Origin of the sequence: uncultured Ruegeria sp. (genome assembly GCF_947500045.1) — a bacterium.
Classification (GTDB): Bacteria; Pseudomonadota; Alphaproteobacteria; order Rhodobacterales; family Rhodobacteraceae; genus Ruegeria.
In genome coordinates, this window is sequence record NZ_CANMQQ010000004.1 from 337051 (window position 1) to 354615 (window position 17565).

At 56.5% G+C, this 17565-nt stretch carries 20 protein-coding genes; 7 read left to right on the forward strand and 13 right to left on the reverse strand.

What is annotated here, in order from left to right:
• Positions 1 to 16 precede the first annotated feature (16 nt).
• The 9 genes from Q1B46_RS09840 to Q1B46_RS09880 form a co-directional block, all read right to left on the reverse strand.
• Entirely contained in the window at positions 17 to 1135 is a 1119-nt protein-coding gene (locus tag Q1B46_RS09840) for a hypothetical protein (RefSeq protein ID WP_299947484.1), read from the reverse strand.
• Positions 1128 to 1478, reverse strand: coding sequence for a hypothetical protein (locus Q1B46_RS09845; protein ID WP_299947486.1), 351 nt, complete (start codon positions 1476 to 1478; stop codon positions 1128 to 1130). Before Q1B46_RS09845 ends, Q1B46_RS09840 begins: the two co-directional genes overlap by 8 nt.
• A gap of 38 nt (positions 1479 to 1516) precedes the next feature.
• Positions 1517 to 2596 carry a hypothetical protein gene (locus tag Q1B46_RS09850; protein ID WP_299947488.1) on the reverse strand — a complete coding sequence of 360 codons (1080 nt, stop codon included), beginning with the start codon at positions 2594 to 2596 and terminating at the stop codon, positions 1517 to 1519.
• Positions 2597 to 2890: 294 nt separating this feature from the next.
• The gene (locus Q1B46_RS09855) at positions 2891 to 3358 is read right to left on the reverse strand and encodes an Hsp20 family protein (RefSeq protein WP_299947490.1); all 468 of its coding nucleotides are present in this window, start codon (positions 3356 to 3358) and stop codon (positions 2891 to 2893) included.
• Positions 3359 to 3480: 122 nt separating this feature from the next.
• Positions 3481 to 4299, reverse strand: coding sequence for a trypsin-like serine protease (locus Q1B46_RS09860; RefSeq protein ID WP_299947492.1), 819 nt, complete (start codon positions 4297 to 4299; stop codon positions 3481 to 3483).
• Positions 4296 to 5081 carry a trypsin-like serine protease gene (locus Q1B46_RS09865; RefSeq protein ID WP_299662369.1) on the reverse strand — a complete coding sequence of 262 codons (786 nt, stop codon included), beginning with the start codon at positions 5079 to 5081 and terminating at the stop codon, positions 4296 to 4298. Before Q1B46_RS09865 ends, Q1B46_RS09860 begins: the two co-directional genes overlap by 4 nt.
• Positions 5082 to 5199: 118 nt before the next feature.
• The gene (gene glcF, locus Q1B46_RS09870) at positions 5200 to 6513 is read right to left on the reverse strand and encodes a glycolate oxidase subunit GlcF (RefSeq protein WP_299947494.1); all 1314 of its coding nucleotides are present in this window, start codon (positions 6511 to 6513) and stop codon (positions 5200 to 5202) included.
• Between the two features lie 3 nt (positions 6514 to 6516).
• A complete protein-coding gene (locus Q1B46_RS09875; RefSeq protein WP_299947495.1) occupies positions 6517 to 7611 on the reverse strand; it encodes an FAD-binding protein in 1095 nt (364 codons plus the stop codon).
• A gap of 48 nt (positions 7612 to 7659) precedes the next feature.
• The gene (locus tag Q1B46_RS09880) at positions 7660 to 9099 is read right to left on the reverse strand and encodes an FAD-linked oxidase C-terminal domain-containing protein (RefSeq protein ID WP_299947497.1); all 1440 of its coding nucleotides are present in this window, start codon (positions 9097 to 9099) and stop codon (positions 7660 to 7662) included.
• Between the two features lie 134 nt (positions 9100 to 9233).
• Between Q1B46_RS09880 and Q1B46_RS09885 the strand changes: the two genes are divergently transcribed.
• Entirely contained in the window at positions 9234 to 9581 is a 348-nt protein-coding gene (locus Q1B46_RS09885; protein ID WP_299947499.1) for a hypothetical protein, read from the forward strand.
• A gap of 3 nt (positions 9582 to 9584) precedes the next feature.
• Here the strand turns inward: Q1B46_RS09885 and Q1B46_RS09890 are convergent, their stop codons facing one another.
• From Q1B46_RS09890 to Q1B46_RS09905, 4 genes are all read right to left on the reverse strand, one after another.
• Positions 9585 to 10070, reverse strand: a complete 486-nt coding sequence (locus Q1B46_RS09890) for an NAD(P)H-dependent oxidoreductase (RefSeq protein ID WP_299947501.1) — start codon at positions 10068 to 10070, stop codon at positions 9585 to 9587.
• A 1-nt stretch (position 10071) separates the two neighbouring features.
• A complete protein-coding gene (gene rlmH, locus Q1B46_RS09895) occupies positions 10072 to 10542 on the reverse strand; it encodes a 23S rRNA (pseudouridine(1915)-N(3))-methyltransferase RlmH (protein ID WP_299947503.1) in 471 nt (156 codons plus the stop codon).
• Between the two features lie 44 nt (positions 10543 to 10586).
• A complete protein-coding gene (rsfS, locus tag Q1B46_RS09900) occupies positions 10587 to 10946 on the reverse strand; it encodes a ribosome silencing factor (RefSeq protein ID WP_299947505.1) in 360 nt (119 codons plus the stop codon).
• A gap of 164 nt (positions 10947 to 11110) precedes the next feature.
• Entirely contained in the window at positions 11111 to 12472 is a 1362-nt protein-coding gene (locus Q1B46_RS09905) for a mechanosensitive ion channel domain-containing protein (protein WP_299947507.1), read from the reverse strand.
• A 103-nt stretch (positions 12473 to 12575) separates the two neighbouring features.
• Here Q1B46_RS09905 and Q1B46_RS09910 point away from each other — a divergent pair, with 103 nt between their 5' ends.
• From Q1B46_RS09910 to Q1B46_RS09935, 6 genes are all read left to right on the forward strand, one after another.
• On the forward strand, positions 12576 to 12671 hold the full coding sequence (locus Q1B46_RS09910; protein WP_299662343.1) for an isopropylmalate isomerase: 96 nt from the start codon (positions 12576 to 12578) through the stop codon (positions 12669 to 12671).
• Between the two features lie 43 nt (positions 12672 to 12714).
• On the forward strand, positions 12715 to 14118 hold the full coding sequence (gene leuC / locus Q1B46_RS09915) for a 3-isopropylmalate dehydratase large subunit (protein WP_299662341.1): 1404 nt from the start codon (positions 12715 to 12717) through the stop codon (positions 14116 to 14118).
• A gap of 37 nt (positions 14119 to 14155) precedes the next feature.
• Complete coding sequence (locus Q1B46_RS09920) at positions 14156 to 14710, forward strand: DUF308 domain-containing protein (protein WP_299947510.1); 555 nt, start codon at positions 14156 to 14158, stop codon at positions 14708 to 14710.
• Between the two features lie 43 nt (positions 14711 to 14753).
• Positions 14754 to 15359, forward strand: coding sequence for a 3-isopropylmalate dehydratase small subunit (gene leuD / locus Q1B46_RS09925; RefSeq protein ID WP_299947512.1), 606 nt, complete (start codon positions 14754 to 14756; stop codon positions 15357 to 15359).
• Positions 15360 to 15694: 335 nt separating this feature from the next.
• Complete coding sequence (locus Q1B46_RS09930) at positions 15695 to 16525, forward strand: hypothetical protein (protein WP_299947514.1); 831 nt, start codon at positions 15695 to 15697, stop codon at positions 16523 to 16525.
• Positions 16522 to 17544 carry an endonuclease/exonuclease/phosphatase family protein gene (locus Q1B46_RS09935; protein ID WP_299947516.1) on the forward strand — a complete coding sequence of 341 codons (1023 nt, stop codon included), beginning with the start codon at positions 16522 to 16524 and terminating at the stop codon, positions 17542 to 17544. The genes Q1B46_RS09930 and Q1B46_RS09935 overlap by 4 nt, the downstream gene beginning before the upstream one ends.
• Positions 17545 to 17565 lie beyond the last annotated feature (21 nt).

Sequence of the window (17565 nt, forward strand, 5' to 3'; positions counted from 1 at the left end):
CAGCCCGCCACTCGTGTTAATACCTCAACACCTGCCCGGCCTTGCTGACCACGAATTTGCGCACATCGGCAAACCCCGGTGGGTTACGTTCGGCCAGCACCTGAAACGGACGCTGGGGCAGGATGATTGATCGCTGCGTGCGCGTGGCCCCAGTTTCGGCCCCCTGCCCGCCGAAGGGGTCGAGTGCGAAGACCTCGCGCTCGACGGTGGAAAACCACCCGGCGCGTTCTTCGATGACCTCTTCGCTTTGCAGCTCTTCGGTGGTCCAGGCCAGCGCCCAGTCCTGACCTTGCGGAGACTGTGCGTCTTCCAGCACCTGCTGCAGCGGGCCGGTTTGTTCGGTATAGGCCGAGGAATACATCGGCCCCACATGGATGCGGCGCATGTGCTTAGGATGGAGGTCGTCGAAATCCTGATCGAAGCCTTTGGCGATGGTCACCAGTTTCAGCCCACCCAAGGATTGCGCCATCAGATGCGCCTGCACTTCGGGCCAGCGGCGTTGGTCTTTGGGCAAGGCGGTTTTGCCGCTGTCCTCCAACTGCATCAGATAGATCACCGGCAGGTTGATCTGACTGTCATAAACCGCCCAATGGATCATGAACTTGCGCCGTTCGCCTTCGTTCCCGATCCAGTGGCATTCGGGATCGTTACGCGCCCAGAACATCTCCCCTTTCAGCAATTCCTCGTAGTAGAGCCTTTGAGACAGCGCGAATTGCAGCTTTGTGGGGATTTCCCGGTCGCTGATGATGGTGCGGATCATATCGGTTTTCAGCTCGTCCTCGGACGGCATATTGGCCAGATGCACCTGCGCTTGTTGGGCGTCGTTGGCCATAGTTAACAGCTCGGCCGCCACCGGAAACCCGCTGTCGCGCTTGTCCATGGCGAGGCTGCCAAAGAACCGCCCCGTATCGCGCCCGACCAGCAGGTATTTCATAGACAGCGCGCGGAAGGTGTAGAGCAACCCCGAGAGGTAACGCGACACGATCCGCACCTCTTGCTTGCTGATCGCGCCCTCAGCCTCCATCGTCGCGGCCACGCGCAGGAGATGGACGGTAATCACCTCGAATTTGCGGAAATAGCGGCGCGAGGCGAAAGTGTCGGTCAAGCCGATATGGTCTTGGGTGGGGTCAGTCATTTTTCGACCCACTAACCAACAAGTCCGTTCCGTCTTGGTTCAGTCGATAAACAAGTCGATCCAAGAAACCAGTTTTGCTTTTTTTCTTCACGTAATCTGGTGCAATCGGATTGGAAGCAGCTAGAAGAGTTACCTGACGCTGCTTCCGTATTTGCCAGCCAAAGAATGCCCCAAAAAGGCCGAAAACAACGGGAAAAGCCACCAGAAATGCAACAAGTTGCGAGCCTGGTGCCGTGTATTCTCCAGACTCCCCAGTGATTCCAATATTGTATTCTACTTTCACCGACTCCGAAAAATATGCCGGCAGCGAGAAAGTCAGCAAGGTCAACGCAAAGAAAAGCAATCCGAACGCCAAACAAGTTCTAATTCGAGGGTTGTACATCACCCACCGTATAAATTCTTATCATGCTTCTCGACAATCGACGCAAACCGGCGGGCAAAGCGTTCATCCGCCTTCGCCTTTTTCTCCAGCACGTCGCGGGCAAAGACCATGTGGTCCTCGTGCGCCTCAAGCATGTCGGCCATTTTTTGGTTGGTCGCGGTGCCGATGGCGGCCATGGCGGATTGCGCCTCTTGGTCGGTCTGCACGCCGATCTCATTAATGCGGTGGGCCACGTCTTGCTGCTGTGCGGTTTTCAGCGATTTGGTCAGGGCGTCATACAGCACCACGCGCTGCTGCGTGTCCGTCTGCAGCTTGTTGATCAGCACCATCTGCGTCGCCGCCTGGTTCTGCAATGAATCGACCCATGTCTTGCCCTTTTCGATATAGCGTTCCAGCGTCTGCGACTTGGCCAGCTTGACCTGCTCTTCCTGAACCTTGGCGTTGTATTGCTTGTTCAGCTCGGCCAATTCAGTCTCCAACTGGGTCCGCGCGGCGGCGTCCTGTTCGACGCTGATCTTGTTTTCCAGCGTGATAATGGCCGGGTCCATGCCCTGAATCTCAGCGCGCAGTGCTTCCAGCTCGGCCACGGTCGCCTCGCGATCATCCAGCGTGACGGTCAGGTTGTCTTCGACCTTCACGCGCTGTTCCTCCAACACGGCCAACTGCCCTTCCAGCAGCTTTACGATCACGTCAGATTTGGCGATCAGGTCCTGCAGCTTATCGTCGATATTGGCAGTGCGCATCCGCTCCTGCCGCATCGACTCGGATTTACCTTTGGAAAAGATGCCAACAAAGCTCTCCCACCCGGATTTCGAACGCATTTCGTCGAAATCCTTCGAAAACGCGCTGGTGACGTCGTCCAGACCCATAATCAGTTCGGCGATATTTGCGTTCATCACCTCGGTATGGGCATGCACGTCCTCGAGCGTGGCGTTTTCGATGTCGATGTCAGCCTCAGCCGTGCCAATCTTGGCACGCGCTGCCTCAATCCGCGAAGTCAGCCCTTCAATCTGCGACTGGCTTTCGCGCACCTTGGTCTGAGTTTCCTGAATCAAGGCTTCGAATTGCTGGTTCGACATCTGTCCTATTCCTTTTTTTCTTATCTACCCAATAAGATAGGCAATGTTACACATATTTACATCCCTGTGGATGCCAAATTCCTGCAAAGATTGACAAATTCGTGCGGGAAAGGAAAGGCAGGACAACCCAGACATGAGCTGAACCTGGAACGCGCGTCATGGATGCAACGCCGCTTGCAGGCCAGATATCTGCGGATTGACTTGGGAATAGAAATGCCCCGCGTCTGGAGGAACGCGGGGCGTGTGTTGCGATAATCCAGGGAGGAGAAGATTATCGCTATGTGATCAAAGGCCTTAGTTCACGGCCTTGGCGTCAACCACATCCTTTTCGATGGCATTTGTCGAAGAAATCTCGATCCGGCGCGGTTTCAGTGCTTCGGGCACTTCACGCTTCAGTTCGATGTTCAGCATACCGTTCTCATGGCTGGCGCCGGTGACGCGAACATGGTCGGCCAACGCAAAGCGGCGCTCGAACGCGCGGGTGGCGATGCCGCGGTGCAGATAGCTGCGCTCCTGATCTTCGGCGGCTTTTTTGCCGGAAACAACCAGGGAATTCTCTTTTACTTCGACCGACAGATCAGCCTCGGAGAACCCGGCAACAGCGACCGAGATGCGATAAGTATCGACATCCGTTTTTTCAATGTTGTAAGGGGGATAGCTGGGCTGAGCCACATCATTGGTCAAAACCCGGTCCATCATGTCTGCGATTTGATCGAAACCGATGGTGGCGCGGTGAAGCGGTGCAAAGTCAAATGTACGCATGTCGTATCCTCATCATTGAGCGATTTACGAATTTGCCCTCCGGTATGGACGGGCGGTGATGTAATCCGGGCCCCGATTGTGGCGATCCGGTAGAACTCAGATGGGATGCGATTGGTTCGGGTTCAAGACCCGCCTGCGCTGATGAACTTGGCGCCCGAGCTGGATTTGTCCGATCCCGGCTGCAATCTGCGGATCGTCGCCGTTGGCCGGGGCGCGTCACGGCGCAGGATCGCTTTCAATTCAGACACGATGCCCGACAGCTCCATACCATAACCAACTTTCTGCCGTCCGTTTGTGGAAATGGCAGAAGCCACCGACAATATTTGCCAGCGTGGTCCTTTCCTGGCCAAAATGGCCGAACCTGATGATCCGAAAGTGACATCGCAGTTAAAGATGATCAATCCCTGCGCGCGCTGCAGGATGTGGCAGGACCGCTGCCGCAGGATCGCATCTTCCCGACCGCGCCCATAGGATGCGACGCTGATTTCATTGTCGCTAACCCGCCCACTGTGCAACGCAAACGGATCAGCAATTGAATAAGGAATCGGCTCTTCTAGCCGCATTAGAGCCACATCAACCCGAACCCGAGGGGCAGAGACAGGTTCATTCGCCACAAAATCCGGGTGTGCGGCAATCTGGATAACCTTTCGCTCGGCCAATGCCTCTCCGTCGCTCAATCCCGCGCGGAAGGTCACTTCTCCGGGGGCGTATGGCTTGCCTGTTGCCTTGTCCAATGCACAATGCGCGGCCGTCAGTACAATATCCTGAGCGATCAAAGTGCCGGTACAAAAGCCCTGATCGCCGATATCCAAGCGACCGACCGCTTCCCAGCCGTACAGATCATCCCGGTCTGTCAGGCGGCGCTTGTTGCTGTTTTGAGCTTGCGATGTGGTTGCAAGAACGGAAGCGAGTAAAATGATGCTAAGAAATATCCGGGTCATGGCTTAACGAATTTGGCTCCAAGGTGTTTGGTGTTGCTATCCAGCGATGCATTCATGCCCCGCCCTTGCGAAAGCTCGGCCTGCAACAACTCTAATGATTCATCCAATGCAGTACCGAGCGCGACACGTTGGCCCTGCATCTCGGCTTTGGCGGCAACGACGGAAACGATTCGCGGTCGATCACCTGAAAAAGAAAAGATCGGTGCACCGGACGCGCCGAAATCCACGTCGCAGGACATGACCAGAATACCGGCCTGACGACCTATGACTGAACACACCTCTTGCAAGGATGGTGCCTCAGCCCGGTCATGGGCGTATGAGACTACGCCGACCTCCTCGCCCCGGGCTGGGCGGCGTCCGGTTTCAAAAGGAATGACCGAAGTGTTGCGGATCGGTTGCCAAAGCTCGATCAAGGCTATGTCGTGGCGTACCCGAGTCGCAGAAACATTGCCTTCATACTCATACTCAGGATGCACCACCGTTCGTCGCGCTGGCCGATAAGCCGAGGCCTGTCCAAGGCGCCAACCGGCCAGAAACTCGATCCGCGCCGGATCAATCCGCTGTCTTGTCGCTTTGTCAAACAGGCAATGGGCCGCCGTCAGGACCAATGTCGGAGATATCAGTGATCCGGTACAAAATCCGGTTCCATCGATATCCAACCGGCCAACCGCCATCCAATCCCGCCCGGCATCGGTGGTTTCCAGGCTTTTCAGCCCTGTGTCCTGCGCCAGCCCTGCCAGAGGCAGCATGCTGAGCACAATAGCCGTGATCCAGTTCCGCACGCGGGTCTCCGGTCATGAGGTCCGACCACAATTCATATTCTTGGGGTGAGGCGAAAATAGGGCAATTTCCACGAGGGCTGAGTTCACCCAAAGCTGATGCCACCTTTTGGCAATACCGTTAACTCAGCCGCGGTACGTCATCCATTCGTTCACGCAGGGCGCGCGGCTCGGGGCCGCCAAAAGCCCAATCCAGCAGTTCGACAGTATGAACAACAGGTGTGGCCGTGCCGGAACCGATCTGCATCATGCACCCGATATTCCCAGCTGCGATCACATCGGGGTTTTTGGTTTCAAGCGTGCGCACTTTCCGTTGTTTCAATTGGCTCGAAATCTCGGGCTGCATGAGGTTGTAGGTTCCAGCGCTGCCGCAGCATAAATGACTATCAGCAGGCTCTAACACAGTGAATCCTGCAGATTTTAACAGGCTTTTGGGATGGGAGGTGATCTTTTGTCCATGCTGCAGAGAACACGCAGCGTGATATGCAACAACCATATCCTTGTTATCCCCGGCTGGTATATCCAGTTGGACTAACAGCTCACTGATATCCATTGCCAAGGCCGATACGCGCGCGGCATCGGCTGCCATTGCGTCGTTCCGAAACATATGCCCGTAATCCTTGACCGTGGTCCCGCACCCGGACGTGTTGATGACGATCGCGTCCAGGCCATCCCCATCCATTTCACGCACCCATGCCCGGATATTTGCCGCCGCCGACGCGTGACTTTCGTTGGTTTTGCCCATGTGATGGGTTAACGCCCCGCAACAGCCTGCCCCGCTGGCCACGACAACTTCGCATCCCAAACGAGTCAGCAAACGAATCGTCGCGTCGTTGATATCGGTGTTCAGGGCCTTTTGCGCACAACCCGTCATCAGCGCCACACGCTTGGTCTTTGCGCCTTTTGGAGCAAAACTCTGGGGATCGTCATTGCGGCTGACGGGCGGAATATACTTTGGCGCCATGTCCAACATCGCCTTTAGCCGGGCATCCGGCATGAGGGAACGAAATGGGCGGCCCAGCTTGGCTCCGATCAAGGCCCAGCGAAAACGCATGGGATAAGGCAGAATTCTCGCCAATATCCAGCGCAACGCACGATCAGAAAACGGGCGCTTGTAGGTCTTTTCGATATATTCCCGCGCGTGATCCACCAGATGCATGTAATGCACGCCCGAAGGGCAAGTGGTCATACAGGCAAGGCAGGACAGGCAGCGGTCTATGTGCCTAACGGTTTTCTCATCCGGAACACGCTCGTTCTCTAGCATGTCCTTGATCAGGTAGATGCGTCCACGCGGGCTATCCAACTCATCGCCAAGAACCTGATAGGTCGGGCATGTTGCCGTACAGAACCCGCAATGAACGCAGTTCCGTAGAATTTCATTGGACCGTTGAATCGCAGGGTCCTGTAACTGCTTATCGGTAAATGTCGTCTGCATCGTCTACCCCATAAGACCCGGATTAAACACAGATCGTGGATCGAACTTCTGCCGAAATGCTCGTGTTAGAGCCTTTATACGCGTGTTCTCCGGTTGGAAACGTCCCAACTCACCCATTGTCTGAGCACTTGCACGTACAAGGGTCGCATGACCTTCAAATTGTCCCAGACGTGCGCGTAGATCTGTACCTTTTGGCATTAACGCCCAGATCAGCCCGCCGCCCCAATCGAAAAGGGTTTGGTCGGCACTGATCCGTTCAGCGATACCTGGGGCATCGCTGGGTTTGACTGACAACCGCCAGACATCGCCATCAATATCTCGAAACGCGCGAACATCACGTAGATCGGCCCATCGTGTTACCGAGTTCGCCATCTCGATACACTCACCCCCTAGGCTTTCACGCAATCGGTCAATCCTGTATGCGACCGAGTCGGCAAATCCCTCGATCCGCAACAAAACCTGACCATCCGCGGGGGCATATGCTGCACCGCTCACCTCGTAAGGTGACTTCAGCGCGGTCGACATGAGATCAACCGCTGCTCTTGTATCTGCGACCCCTATGGCCAGCGTTAGCTGCGTTTCAGACTTGGGAAGAACTTTGAGCGACACCTCGGACAAAACACCAAGCGTGCCCCAGGAACCTGCCATCAGCTTGACCAGATCGTAGCCAGTGACATTCTTCATCACCCGCCCGCCATTCTTGATCACCTGCCCCAGCCCGTCGACATAACGAACACCCAACAGGAAATCCCGGCACGCGCCAGCCTGAATTCTGCGCGGCCCGGAAATGTTGGCTGCAACGACCCCACCAATTGTCGGTTCGCCCGTCGTGCCAAGCAATTCCCGATGATCCATTGGCTCAAAGGCAAGTTGCTGTCCCTCAGCCTCTAGCGCGGCTTCAACCTCGGCGACAGGTGTCCCGGCGCGCGCCACCAAAGTCAAAGCGCCAGGTTCATACAGGGTAATCCCGCTTAAACCTGCGACGCTCAGCACCGGCTCTGCGCCTACAATCCCGCGCGTGCCGCCTCCGGCGATGCGCACGGGACCATTAAGCCCGGCTACGAATTCTGCAAGTTCGGCCTCAGTTTCAGGTCTCATCGCGTTTCATCTTTTCACAAATACTTGGGATACGAAGGGGCAAGCCCCCTATTCCGCCGCCATTCTTCGCACGGCGGACGCCTTAAGCGGGAATACTTTGGCCGGGTTCAGCAGCCAATTTGGATCGAAGACATCTTTCACCGCCATCTGCGCCTCAAGGTCCTGTGGCGCGTACTGATGGGTCATCAAATCCCGCTTTTCGATGCCAACCCCGTGTTCACCTGTCAGGCATCCACCGGCATCCACGCAAAGCTTTAGAATGTCTGCTCCGAACGCCTCACATTTCTCAAGATCCCCGGGTTTGTTGGCGTCATACAGAATCAAGGGGTGCATGTTCCCATCACCGGCATGAAAGACGTTGCCAACCGGCAGGCCGTATTCCTTGCTCAGTTCTCCGATTCGACGCAGGACGAAAGGCAGCGACGAAACCGGGATCGTCCCATCCAGGCACATATAGTCGTTAAGCTGCCCCATCGCGCCAAAGGCCGACTTCCGACCCAGCCAAATGCGCGCGCTTTCGTCTGCGGATTGGCTTTCACGCAGTTCAACCGGATTGTGGCGCTTTGCGATCTCAATGATCTTCGACAATTGGCTGTCGATCTCGGCGTCCGAACCTTCAACCTCGACTATCAGCAAAGCTTCACAATCAGGATATCCCGCGTTGGCAAAATTCTCGCAGGCCCGGATACACAGGCGATCCATGAACTCGATCGCAACGGGCAAAATGCCCGATTTGATAATGTCAGAGACACATTGACCGGCCACTTCATTGTCATCAAAGCCCATCAGCACCGGCCGTGCCCCCTCGGGTTTGCGCAGGATCCGCAACGTCGCTTCTGTGACAACTCCCAATTGCCCCTCAGATCCGCAGATAACACCCAGCAGATCCAACCCTCCGGCATCAAGATAGGCACCACCGATTTCGACCACGCTGCCATCCATCATCACCATGGTCACACCCAGCAAGTTGTTGGTCGTCACCCCATATTTCAGGCAATGCGCCCCGCCCGAGTTCATCGCGATATTCCCCGCGATAGCACAGGCGAGCTGGGATGATGGATCGGGTGCATAAAAGAAGTCTTCCGCCTCAACGGCACCGGTCACACTCAAATTGGTTCGGCCAGATTGCACTTTGATGAACCGGTTGTCGTAGTCGACCTCCAATACTTCGTTCATCCGCGCAACGCCTAGAATCACACAGTCTGCGGTCGGAAGGGCACCCCCTGCCAGCGACGTACCCGCACCCCGTGGTACCACGGGAACGCCCGCGTCATGGCAAATGCGCAGAACATCTGAAACTTGCTGCGTGGTTGACGGCAACACAGCCAACATGGGCGGGCACTTATAGGCGGTCAAGGCGTCACACTCATAGGCCCGGGTCTCGGCCTCATCGTGGATGACGGCATCCTGCGGCAGAACTTGCTGCAAACGCGCCACTAATGCTCGCTTGAGCGCCAGCACATCTGGATTTGGCTGCGGCATTTCCATCGCTGACCCTCCTATTTGGTAAAATAATATTACCAATTATTAGATATAGCAAGCAAACTCGTACCAGTTACACATTCGCCGCAGAACACACAGATATGATGACAGAACAACACGGCACGCCTTAGGTTCGGGCCATGCGATATCTGATTCTCAGCGCCTTCTTGGCCAGCCCCGCCTTTGCCGACCCTCCTACGATCGAACAGGTTTCTGCCCGTTCCAGCGGTGATACCTGGCAATTTGATGTAACGATCCGTCATCCTGACACCGGTTGGGATGACTATGCCGACGGCTGGCGCGTGCTGGACATGGCAGGGAACGAACTTGGACTGCGCGTGCTGCACCACCCTCATGTCGATGAGCAGCCCTTTACACGTTCATTGGGCGGCGTTGTAATCCCGGATGGGACCAAACAGGTGCAAATTCAGGCCCGCGACAGTGTCGGAGGCTGGAGCGACAATACTACGGTAATCGACCTGAACTGAGGGTCAGAAAACCCCGAGGCTCAGGCCCGCGGCCAATGCGGCACCGATCTCGCGACAGGTCTCTATTTGATCGTCAGGAATGGTTTTTTCAGCCATTATCGCCTCAGGCGTTTGCGCATGGGTGCAGATTATCAAAGGCGGCTGCACCTCTTTCAGTCGCCAGCCCGTGGCAATGCGCGCGATCTGACGCGCTGCGTTTGCGCCGTCTGATCCAGCGCAAATCATCTGCGCATAGGGTCGACCTTCGATCAGACCCAGCACCGAATAATAGCAGCGGTCGAAAAACTCTTTCATCAGACCCGAAATCGCAGCCAGATTTTCGGGCGCGCAAAAGATATAACCGTCAGCCGCCAACATATCCTCAGGTTCGGCCTGATCGGCGGTTTTTAGAATTGTATCAGCCTCCGCCCGCGCGGCCTCGGCAGCGGCTTCGGCCATTTGTCGCGCGCCACCGGTTCGGGAATGGTAAACGATAAGAAGCTGCGTCATGTCAAACCCGGTGGTAGGGACCGCCCGACAGGATGGTTGCGGCCCGATAAAGTTGCTCGGCCAGCATCACACGGACCAGCATGTGGGGCCAGACCATTGACCCGAATGAGATGGAAAAATCGGCCTCGGAACGCAGATTAGGGTCTATTCCGTCCGCCCCACCAATGATCAGGGCCAGATCCTGTCGCCCTGCATCGCGCCATCCGCCCAGTTTCATGGCGAAATCAGGCGAGGACATAACACGCCCGCGTTCATCCAGTGTGCAGACCACCGCACCTTTGGGCAGCGCTTTGCGCAACAGGGCCGCCTCGGCCCCCGTCCCTGCGTTTTTCTTGTCTTCAACCTCGATCACGTTTGCTGGCCCAAGGCCCAAGCTACGGCCGGTCCGATCAAAACGGGTCAGGTAATCATCAAGCAGGGACTTCTCGGGTCCGGCGCGCAATCGCCCGACCGCAACTATGCTGATACGCATATCTCTCTCGCCTCCGGCCCTTTAATACGGGCCGGGATGGCGCCTCAGTTCGCCGAGGCGCTGCTGCCCGCAGGCTGCCACATCTTTTCCAGCTGATAGAATTCACGCACTTCGGGGCGGAAGATATGAACGACGACGTCGCCCGTATCGATCAGCACCCAGTCGCCGGCATCCTTGCCTTCAACCTTCGAGGTGAAACCGAATTCCTGCTTGATGCGATCCGTCAGCTTTTCCGCCATGGCCGAGACCTGACGGGTCGACCGACCCGAGGCAATAACCATGTGATCCGCCACGGACGATTTGCCCTGCAGGTTGATCTGCACAACGTCTTCGGCCTTGTCATCGGAAAGTGAGGAAAGGATACGCTCAAGCAGCTTGTCGCTGATTGACTGAGAGTGGGCCATTACACAGGCCCCATCTTCGGCGGGCAAACCCGCCTGTGTACGTAGAGACAGGACATAGTCCTCCTTTGCTGCGCGCCGTGAAACCCCGGCGCAGGGGTACTAATAAGGTAACAAGGGGATTGCAACATTTCAATGAAAGGCCACGGAAGCCACTGCACATCCAGTCACTCTTTGGCGAGTTGTTGCCCGTCTGCGTCGTCGGGATCACTGCTGAGAATGCGTACTTCACGCTGCGGGAAGGGGAGGGATATGCCTTCGGCCTTGAACGCATCCCACAGCGCCAGAAAGACATTTCCGCGGATGTTTGTTAGGCCCTTGTTCGGATCACTAATCCAAAAGCGCAACACATAATCCACGCTGCTGTCGCCAAATCCGGTGATGTGGCAGACAGGTTCGTGCTTGCCACCACTCAAAACACGGCCAACTGTTTTGACGGCGCGGATTGCCGTTACACGGACCAGATGCGGATCATCGCCGTAGCTGGTGCCGAAATCCAGATCAAGCCTTACGAAACGGTCCGAATGCGACCAGTTCACCACCTGATTGGTGATCAGATCTTCGTTCGGGATAAGATATTCACGCCCGTCCCGCGTAACCACCGAGACATAGCGCGCGCCCAGCGCGTTGATCCATCCGAACGTATCACCCAACGAAATCACATCGCCCGGCTTTATCGACCGATCCATCAAAATGATGATGCCCGAGATCAAGTTCGAGACCACCTTTTGCAACCCAAACCCGATCCCCACGCCGATCGCACCGGACAACAGGGCAATACCGGTCAGGTCAAACCCAAGGGTGCGGATCGCTGCCATGAAAACTGCGCCATACAGTAGGACCTGAATACCCTTGGCCAGCAGCACCTGCATTGAAGGCGTGATATCCGCGTTGCCCTTCAAACCCCGCTCGGCTGTGCGCGCCCCGATCCGCGCCAGTGTCAACAATACACCAATCAGGAGGACGGCCTTGATGATCCCAAGGACAGATATATGAAGGTCACCGATGGTAATCGCTACGCCATCGAGAAATTCCGCCACATCGTCCGTCAGCCCCAAAGCGATCAATGTTGCGTAAATCCACATCGACCATTTGAAAATTTGCCGCAACGTTCGGTTGCGCACCAATCGTGACACGAGCGCGATGGCCAACCATGCCACAGCCAAAGTCGCTATGACCCCAATGATGTAGCTGTGAGAGGGCCACGTCGTGTTCTGCATCACCCAATAGAGCGACCAGGACATCACTACGAAATACACCAGCGTCAGGCGGCGCATGAGCTGGATGAGTATACGCAGGCGCCATTTCGGCCATCCGGTGCGCGCGCGGGCCCAAGATTCCCAGCGGTTTTGCGTCAGAAACTTCAGCAGGAACGCCAGCATCCACAAAAGCAGGATGATGATCAGTTGATACTGTCGCCAACCTGGTGTGACGATCAACTCGATCAGATTCATAAATTGTGCTGAAAAGGCCGCTGCCATATTGCCGTAAAGCTCGGACAGCGTATCTGGTAGCAAATCCTGGTTCATGCCTGCCAGCTTGGCCATCCGTGTACAGGGATGCAAGCCCGCTGCCGGATTGAACCTTGATTGACGACAAACCCCGTTATATCTGAGGCGCATGAGACTCAATGTGGCCCAAGAACAGAATCTGGAAGATCGCGCGCGCTTGCGTGAACGGTTCTATGGGGCTGCCCGCACGGTTCTGGCCCGCCTATCTGCGGTCTAAGCCAACTCGCCAGCCATTTCTCATTACATACGGGAGAGGACCGATGTCCCCCAAAACACTCTATGACAAGATCTGGGATGCCCATGTCGCGCACGAAGCCGATGATGGTACTTGCCTGCTGTATATCGACCGCCATCTGGTACACGAAGTCACCAGCCCGCAGGCGTTCGAAGGCCTGCGCATGGCCGGTCGCCCGGTGCGCGCGCCAGAAAAGACGATCGCCGTTCCGGACCACAATGTTCCGACCACAGCGGATCGCGTGAACGGAATCGAGAACCCGGAGTCGCGCATTCAGGTCGAAGCACTGGATAAGAACGCCAAGGATTTTGGCATTCACTACTACCCGGTACATGACGTTCGCCAAGGCATCGTTCACATCGTCGGCCCCGAGCAGGGCTGGACCCTGCCCGGCATGACCGTTGTCTGCGGCGACAGCCACACTGCGACCCACGGCGCCTTTGGTGCTCTGGCCCATGGCATCGGTACGTCCGAGGTTGAGCATGTTCTGGCCACGCAGACGCTGATCCAGAAGAAATCCAAGAACATGAAGGTGGAGATCACCGGCAAATTGCAGCCGGGCGTGACCGCCAAAGATATCACTCTGGCCGTTATCGGTGAGACCGGTACCGCTGGCGGCACAGGCTATGTCATCGAATATTGCGGCGAAGCAATCCGTGACTTGTCGATGGAGGGCCGGATGACCGTCTGCAACATGGCCATCGAAGGCGGTGCCCGCGCAGGCCTGATCGCGCCAGACGAGACCACCTATGAGTATGTCAATGGTCGCCCGCACGCCCCGAAAGGTGCCCAGTGGGAAGCCGCGCTGAACTGGTGGAAAACGCTTTACACCGACGAAGACGCGCATTTCGACAAGGTTATCACCCTGCGTGGCGAAGATATTGCGCCGGTTGTGACCTGGGGCACCAGCCCCGAAGACGTGCTGCCGATCACCGCAACCGTTCCGAACCCGGAGGATTTCGAAGGCGGCAAGGTCGACGCGGCCCGTCGGTCCATCGAATACATGGGTCTGGAAGCCGGTCAGAAGCTAAGCGATGTTGAAGTCGACACCGTTTTCATCGGTTCCTGCACCAATGGTCGGATCGAAGACCTGCGTGCCGCTGCTGAGATCCTGAAGGGCAAAAAGATCAAAGACGGGATGCGCGCCATGGTCGTGCCGGGATCAGGTCTTGTTCGCGCCCAGGCCGAAGAAGAAGGTCTGGCCGACATCTTCAAGGAGGCCGGATTTGAATGGCGCCTGGCAGGATGTTCGATGTGTCTGGCAATGAACCCCGACCAGTTGCAACCGGGCGAGCGCTGCGCTGCAACCTCAAACCGCAACTTCGAAGGTCGTCAGGGGCGCGGTGGGCGTACGCATTTGCTGAGCCCGGCGATGGCTGCCGCAGCGGCAATCACAGGACGGCTGACAGACGTCCGTGAATTGATGTAAGGTCCGCTCATATCTAGATATTTGAGGGATTGAAAACATGAGTGACTGGATCAAATGGCTCCTGCTGGGGCTTCTATCCATAGCGTTCGGCATATTCGTACTGGGTGCGCCGGTCGTAGCATCCGTTGCCGTGACGGTGGTGACTGGTGTGTTGCTGCTGATTGCGGGTGGAATGCAGGTTGTTGGTGGCTTCACGGTCGAAGGCGCCGGCAACAAGATCCTGTCACTCATCATGGGTGCGGTCATGCTGTTTCTGGGCTGGTCCTTTCTGTATCACCCGCTGCAAGGCACGCTGACGCTGGCGACCGTGATGCTGATCCTGTTCATGGCGGGCGGCATCGCGCGGGTCATCTTGTCGTTCCAGATGAAGGGTACGCAGTTTTTCTGGCCCACAATGATCTCGGGCATCTTGTCGATCATCCTGGCCGGTATCATCTGGTCATATGCGGCATCAGAACCTGCAGCCCTGCTTAGCTTGCTGGGAATCCTTTTGGGCATCGAGATGCTGTTCAACGGGTTCGGATTGGTTTTCATGGCGTTCTTCGTCAAGAACGCACCCAAGGACGAAACAACAAAAGCCGAAGAGGCATAATTCGCGGGACATGGGCGCGGCCCTCTCCCGCAGGAGTGTAGACATGGAAAAGTTCGAAAAAGTCCACGGGGTGGCCGCCCCAATGCCATTGATCAATATCGACACCGATATGATCATCCCCAAGGTGCACCTGAAAACAATCAAACGGTCCGGCCTTGGTGTCGTGCTGTTTGATGAGATGCGCTATCACGATCATGGCGGCGAGAATGAAGAGTTCGTTCTGAACAAACCCGCATATCGGCAAACCGAGATACTGGTGGCCGGTGACAATTTCGGCTGCGGCTCATCGCGCGAGCACGCGCCTTGGGCCATCAAGGATTTTGGGATCAAGGTCGTGATCTCAACCAGCTTCGCCGACATCTTCTTCAACAACTGCTTCAAGAACGGCATCCTGCCCATCGTGGTCGAAGAAGAACATCACGCGGTTCTGATGGATGACGCGCATAAAGGTGAAAACGCCCGCATGACCGTACATCTGGAAGATCAGCAGATCACTACATCCGACGGAGTGGTCATCGAGTTCGATGTCGACCCGCACCGCAAACACTGCCTGTTGAACGGTCTGGACGATATCGGCCTGACGATGGAAAAAGACCACCACATCGACAAATTCGAGAATCACGCAAGCCAGGCCCGTCCCTGGGTCTAAGCCCTGGGGATGATTCTGTGGATACTCAACCTGACGGGGTCGCAATTGCGGCCCCGTTCGCATTCTTGGGGTTGAATCCTCTCTAACCACTACATCTAGGTATCACTTTGAGATACACGTCGGATTTGCGTCGAAAATGATGCAATCCCGCACCAGTTGCGCCATCATTTTGCCCGAAATCAGGTGTTTTCTGCACTCCGACTTGAGCGAAATGCCGCTTATCGGCCAAGTTGGCTCCTATGAGGTAGCCGTCAACGAACGAGCGGCGAGCACAAGTTGGATAACTACGTCGACACAGAATCGGCGGCTCCGGTTTGGAATAAAGGGTTCGGATTGTGATTGCACGCACGACGGGCGCGGCGATACGTGGATTATTGGTGGCACTAATGGTGCTTACCCCTGCGTTGTACCTGCCCACATCGACGTCTAACGGGACTGAGATTATCGTCTTTTTGGCGATTCTTGCGTTTATCCTGACCTTTTCGGAATATAACTCGGCCTTTCCCAGCTTTATCGAATTCCGTGACGCCCCACCGGTGAACAGGTTGCGTTTCGTCGGCCTGATGTCGATGGTCACCTTCCTGACACTGATCTGTAAGAACGCTTATGCCCCCTCGGATCTTACAGAGGTGTTTTATTCGATTGGCCTGATGGTCGCGAATGTGGTGGATTTCCCCTATTCCCCCGTTCGCCTTGTAGTTCTGATGCTGCCCGATAACGCCAGCGTGCCACTTATTGAGCTTGTCAGTATCTCGGCCAGTATCGCCTATGTCGCCGCTTTGGTTACCATCGCCAGCTTTGCCTATGCCGTGAAGCTGCGTGGCTGGCCAACGGGCAATGGCGCGTTCAACGTCTGGACTAATCTGCCCCTGTTTGATCCAACCAAAGGAGGCGATGTAGTCACCCGTTTGCAACGCGACGGACGGCTGAACATCGCAATCGGCGCATTGCTGCCTTTCCTGATCCCTGCTGTGATCAAACTGACAGCCGAATTTGTCACACCAATCGCACTCAACAATCCGCAGACCCTGATCTGGACCCTTTGCGCATGGGCCTTTCTTCCTGCCAGCATGATCATGCGTGGTATGGCAACACTGCGAATCGCCGGTTTGATCGTTGAGAAACGTCGCGCCTATTCCACATCCGAGGCCACGCAAATCGCATGATCCGCGCTTTAGTTGTGTTGCTGCTGCCCATTGCGGCGCATGCAGACACTCTGCGCGTCGCCACTTATAACACGGAACTCAGCCGAGAAGGGCCTGGCCTTCTGCTGCGTGACATCCAGCGCGGTGATCCACAAGTGCAGGCCGTGGTTGATGTTCTGACGATGACCCGTCCCGATATCGTCGCCCTGCAGGGGATCGATTGGGACCTCGATGGCCTTGCCCTGTCAGCTCTGCAAAAGACGCTAGAGGTTGCGGGGCTAAGCTATCCCCACAGTTTCGCGGAGCAACCCAATTCCGGGATCGAGACCTCGTTTGATCTGGATGGAGACGGCAAAACCGGCGGGCCGGGTGACGCACAGGGCTGGGGCCGTTTCACGGGTCAAAGCGGGCTGGCCGTGCTGTCGCGCTATCCGATTGCAGTGGATCAGGTACGATCCTATTCCACCATGCTCTGGCAGGATCTACCAGGTGCAACATTGCCAGTGGTGCAGGGAACACCTTTCCCCTCGGCACAGGCGCAAGCGATCCAACGGCTGTCATCGACTGCCCATTGGGTTGTTCCGATCGATACCCCCGCAGGCCGCCTTGACCTAATGACCTTCCACGCCAGCCCACCGGTCTTTGACGGCCCAGAAGATCGCAACGGGCTGCGTAACCGGGATGAGATCCACCTCTGGTCGCTGCTTCTGGACGGAAAACTGGGGACGATGCCTTCAGAGCGGTTCATCATCGCCGGAGATGCCAATCAGGACCCCGACCGGGGCGAGGGTCGTAAGGAAGCGATAAAGGGCCTTCTGGCGCATCCGCTGCTGCAGGACCCAAGCCCTACTAACTCAGAGGGCGTATCTACGACGGTTCACTGGAAAGGCGTCGGCGAGATGCGGGTGGACTACACCCTGCCCTCGGCCGACTGGCAGGTTCTCGATTCAGGTGTGTACTGGCCTGCACTACCCGCCCGCGCAATCGTTGAGGCCGCCAGTCGCCATCGCCTTGTCTGGGTCGATCTGCTTGACGATTGAAGCGACCAGAAAAAAGGGCCA

Bases quoted from the DNA above. Each gene is read 5' to 3' on its own strand.
- Q1B46_RS09840 (WP_299947484.1), bottom strand. From the start codon at position 1,135: ATGACTGACCCCACCCAAGACCATATCGGCTTGACCGACACTTTCGCC.
- Q1B46_RS09850 (WP_299947488.1), bottom strand. From the start codon at position 2,596: ATGTCGAACCAGCAATTCGAAGCCTTGATTCAGGAAACTCAGACCAAG.
- Q1B46_RS09855 (WP_299947490.1), bottom strand. From the start codon at position 3,358: ATGCGTACATTTGACTTTGCACCGCTTCACCGCGCCACCATCGGTTTC.
- Q1B46_RS09860 (WP_299947492.1), bottom strand. From the start codon at position 4,299: ATGACCCGGATATTTCTTAGCATCATTTTACTCGCTTCCGTTCTTGCA.
- glcF (WP_299947494.1), bottom strand. From the start codon at position 6,513: ATGCAGACGACATTTACCGATAAGCAGTTACAGGACCCTGCGATTCAA.
- Q1B46_RS09875 (WP_299947495.1), bottom strand. From the start codon at position 7,611: ATGAGACCTGAAACTGAGGCCGAACTTGCAGAATTCGTAGCCGGGCTT.
- Q1B46_RS09880 (WP_299947497.1), bottom strand. From the start codon at position 9,099: ATGGAAATGCCGCAGCCAAATCCAGATGTGCTGGCGCTCAAGCGAGCA.
- Q1B46_RS09885 (WP_299947499.1), top strand. From the start codon at position 9,234: ATGCGATATCTGATTCTCAGCGCCTTCTTGGCCAGCCCCGCCTTTGCC.
- Q1B46_RS09890 (WP_299947501.1), bottom strand. From the start codon at position 10,070: ATGACGCAGCTTCTTATCGTTTACCATTCCCGAACCGGTGGCGCGCGA.
- rlmH (WP_299947503.1), bottom strand. From the start codon at position 10,542: ATGCGTATCAGCATAGTTGCGGTCGGGCGATTGCGCGCCGGACCCGAG.
- rsfS (WP_299947505.1), bottom strand. From the start codon at position 10,946: ATGGCCCACTCTCAGTCAATCAGCGACAAGCTGCTTGAGCGTATCCTT.
- Q1B46_RS09905 (WP_299947507.1), bottom strand. From the start codon at position 12,472: ATGAACCAGGATTTGCTACCAGATACGCTGTCCGAGCTTTACGGCAAT.
- leuC (WP_299662341.1), top strand. From the start codon at position 12,715: ATGTCCCCCAAAACACTCTATGACAAGATCTGGGATGCCCATGTCGCG.
- Q1B46_RS09920 (WP_299947510.1), top strand. From the start codon at position 14,156: ATGAGTGACTGGATCAAATGGCTCCTGCTGGGGCTTCTATCCATAGCG.
- leuD (WP_299947512.1), top strand. From the start codon at position 14,754: ATGGAAAAGTTCGAAAAAGTCCACGGGGTGGCCGCCCCAATGCCATTG.
- Q1B46_RS09935 (WP_299947516.1), top strand. From the start codon at position 16,522: ATGATCCGCGCTTTAGTTGTGTTGCTGCTGCCCATTGCGGCGCATGCA.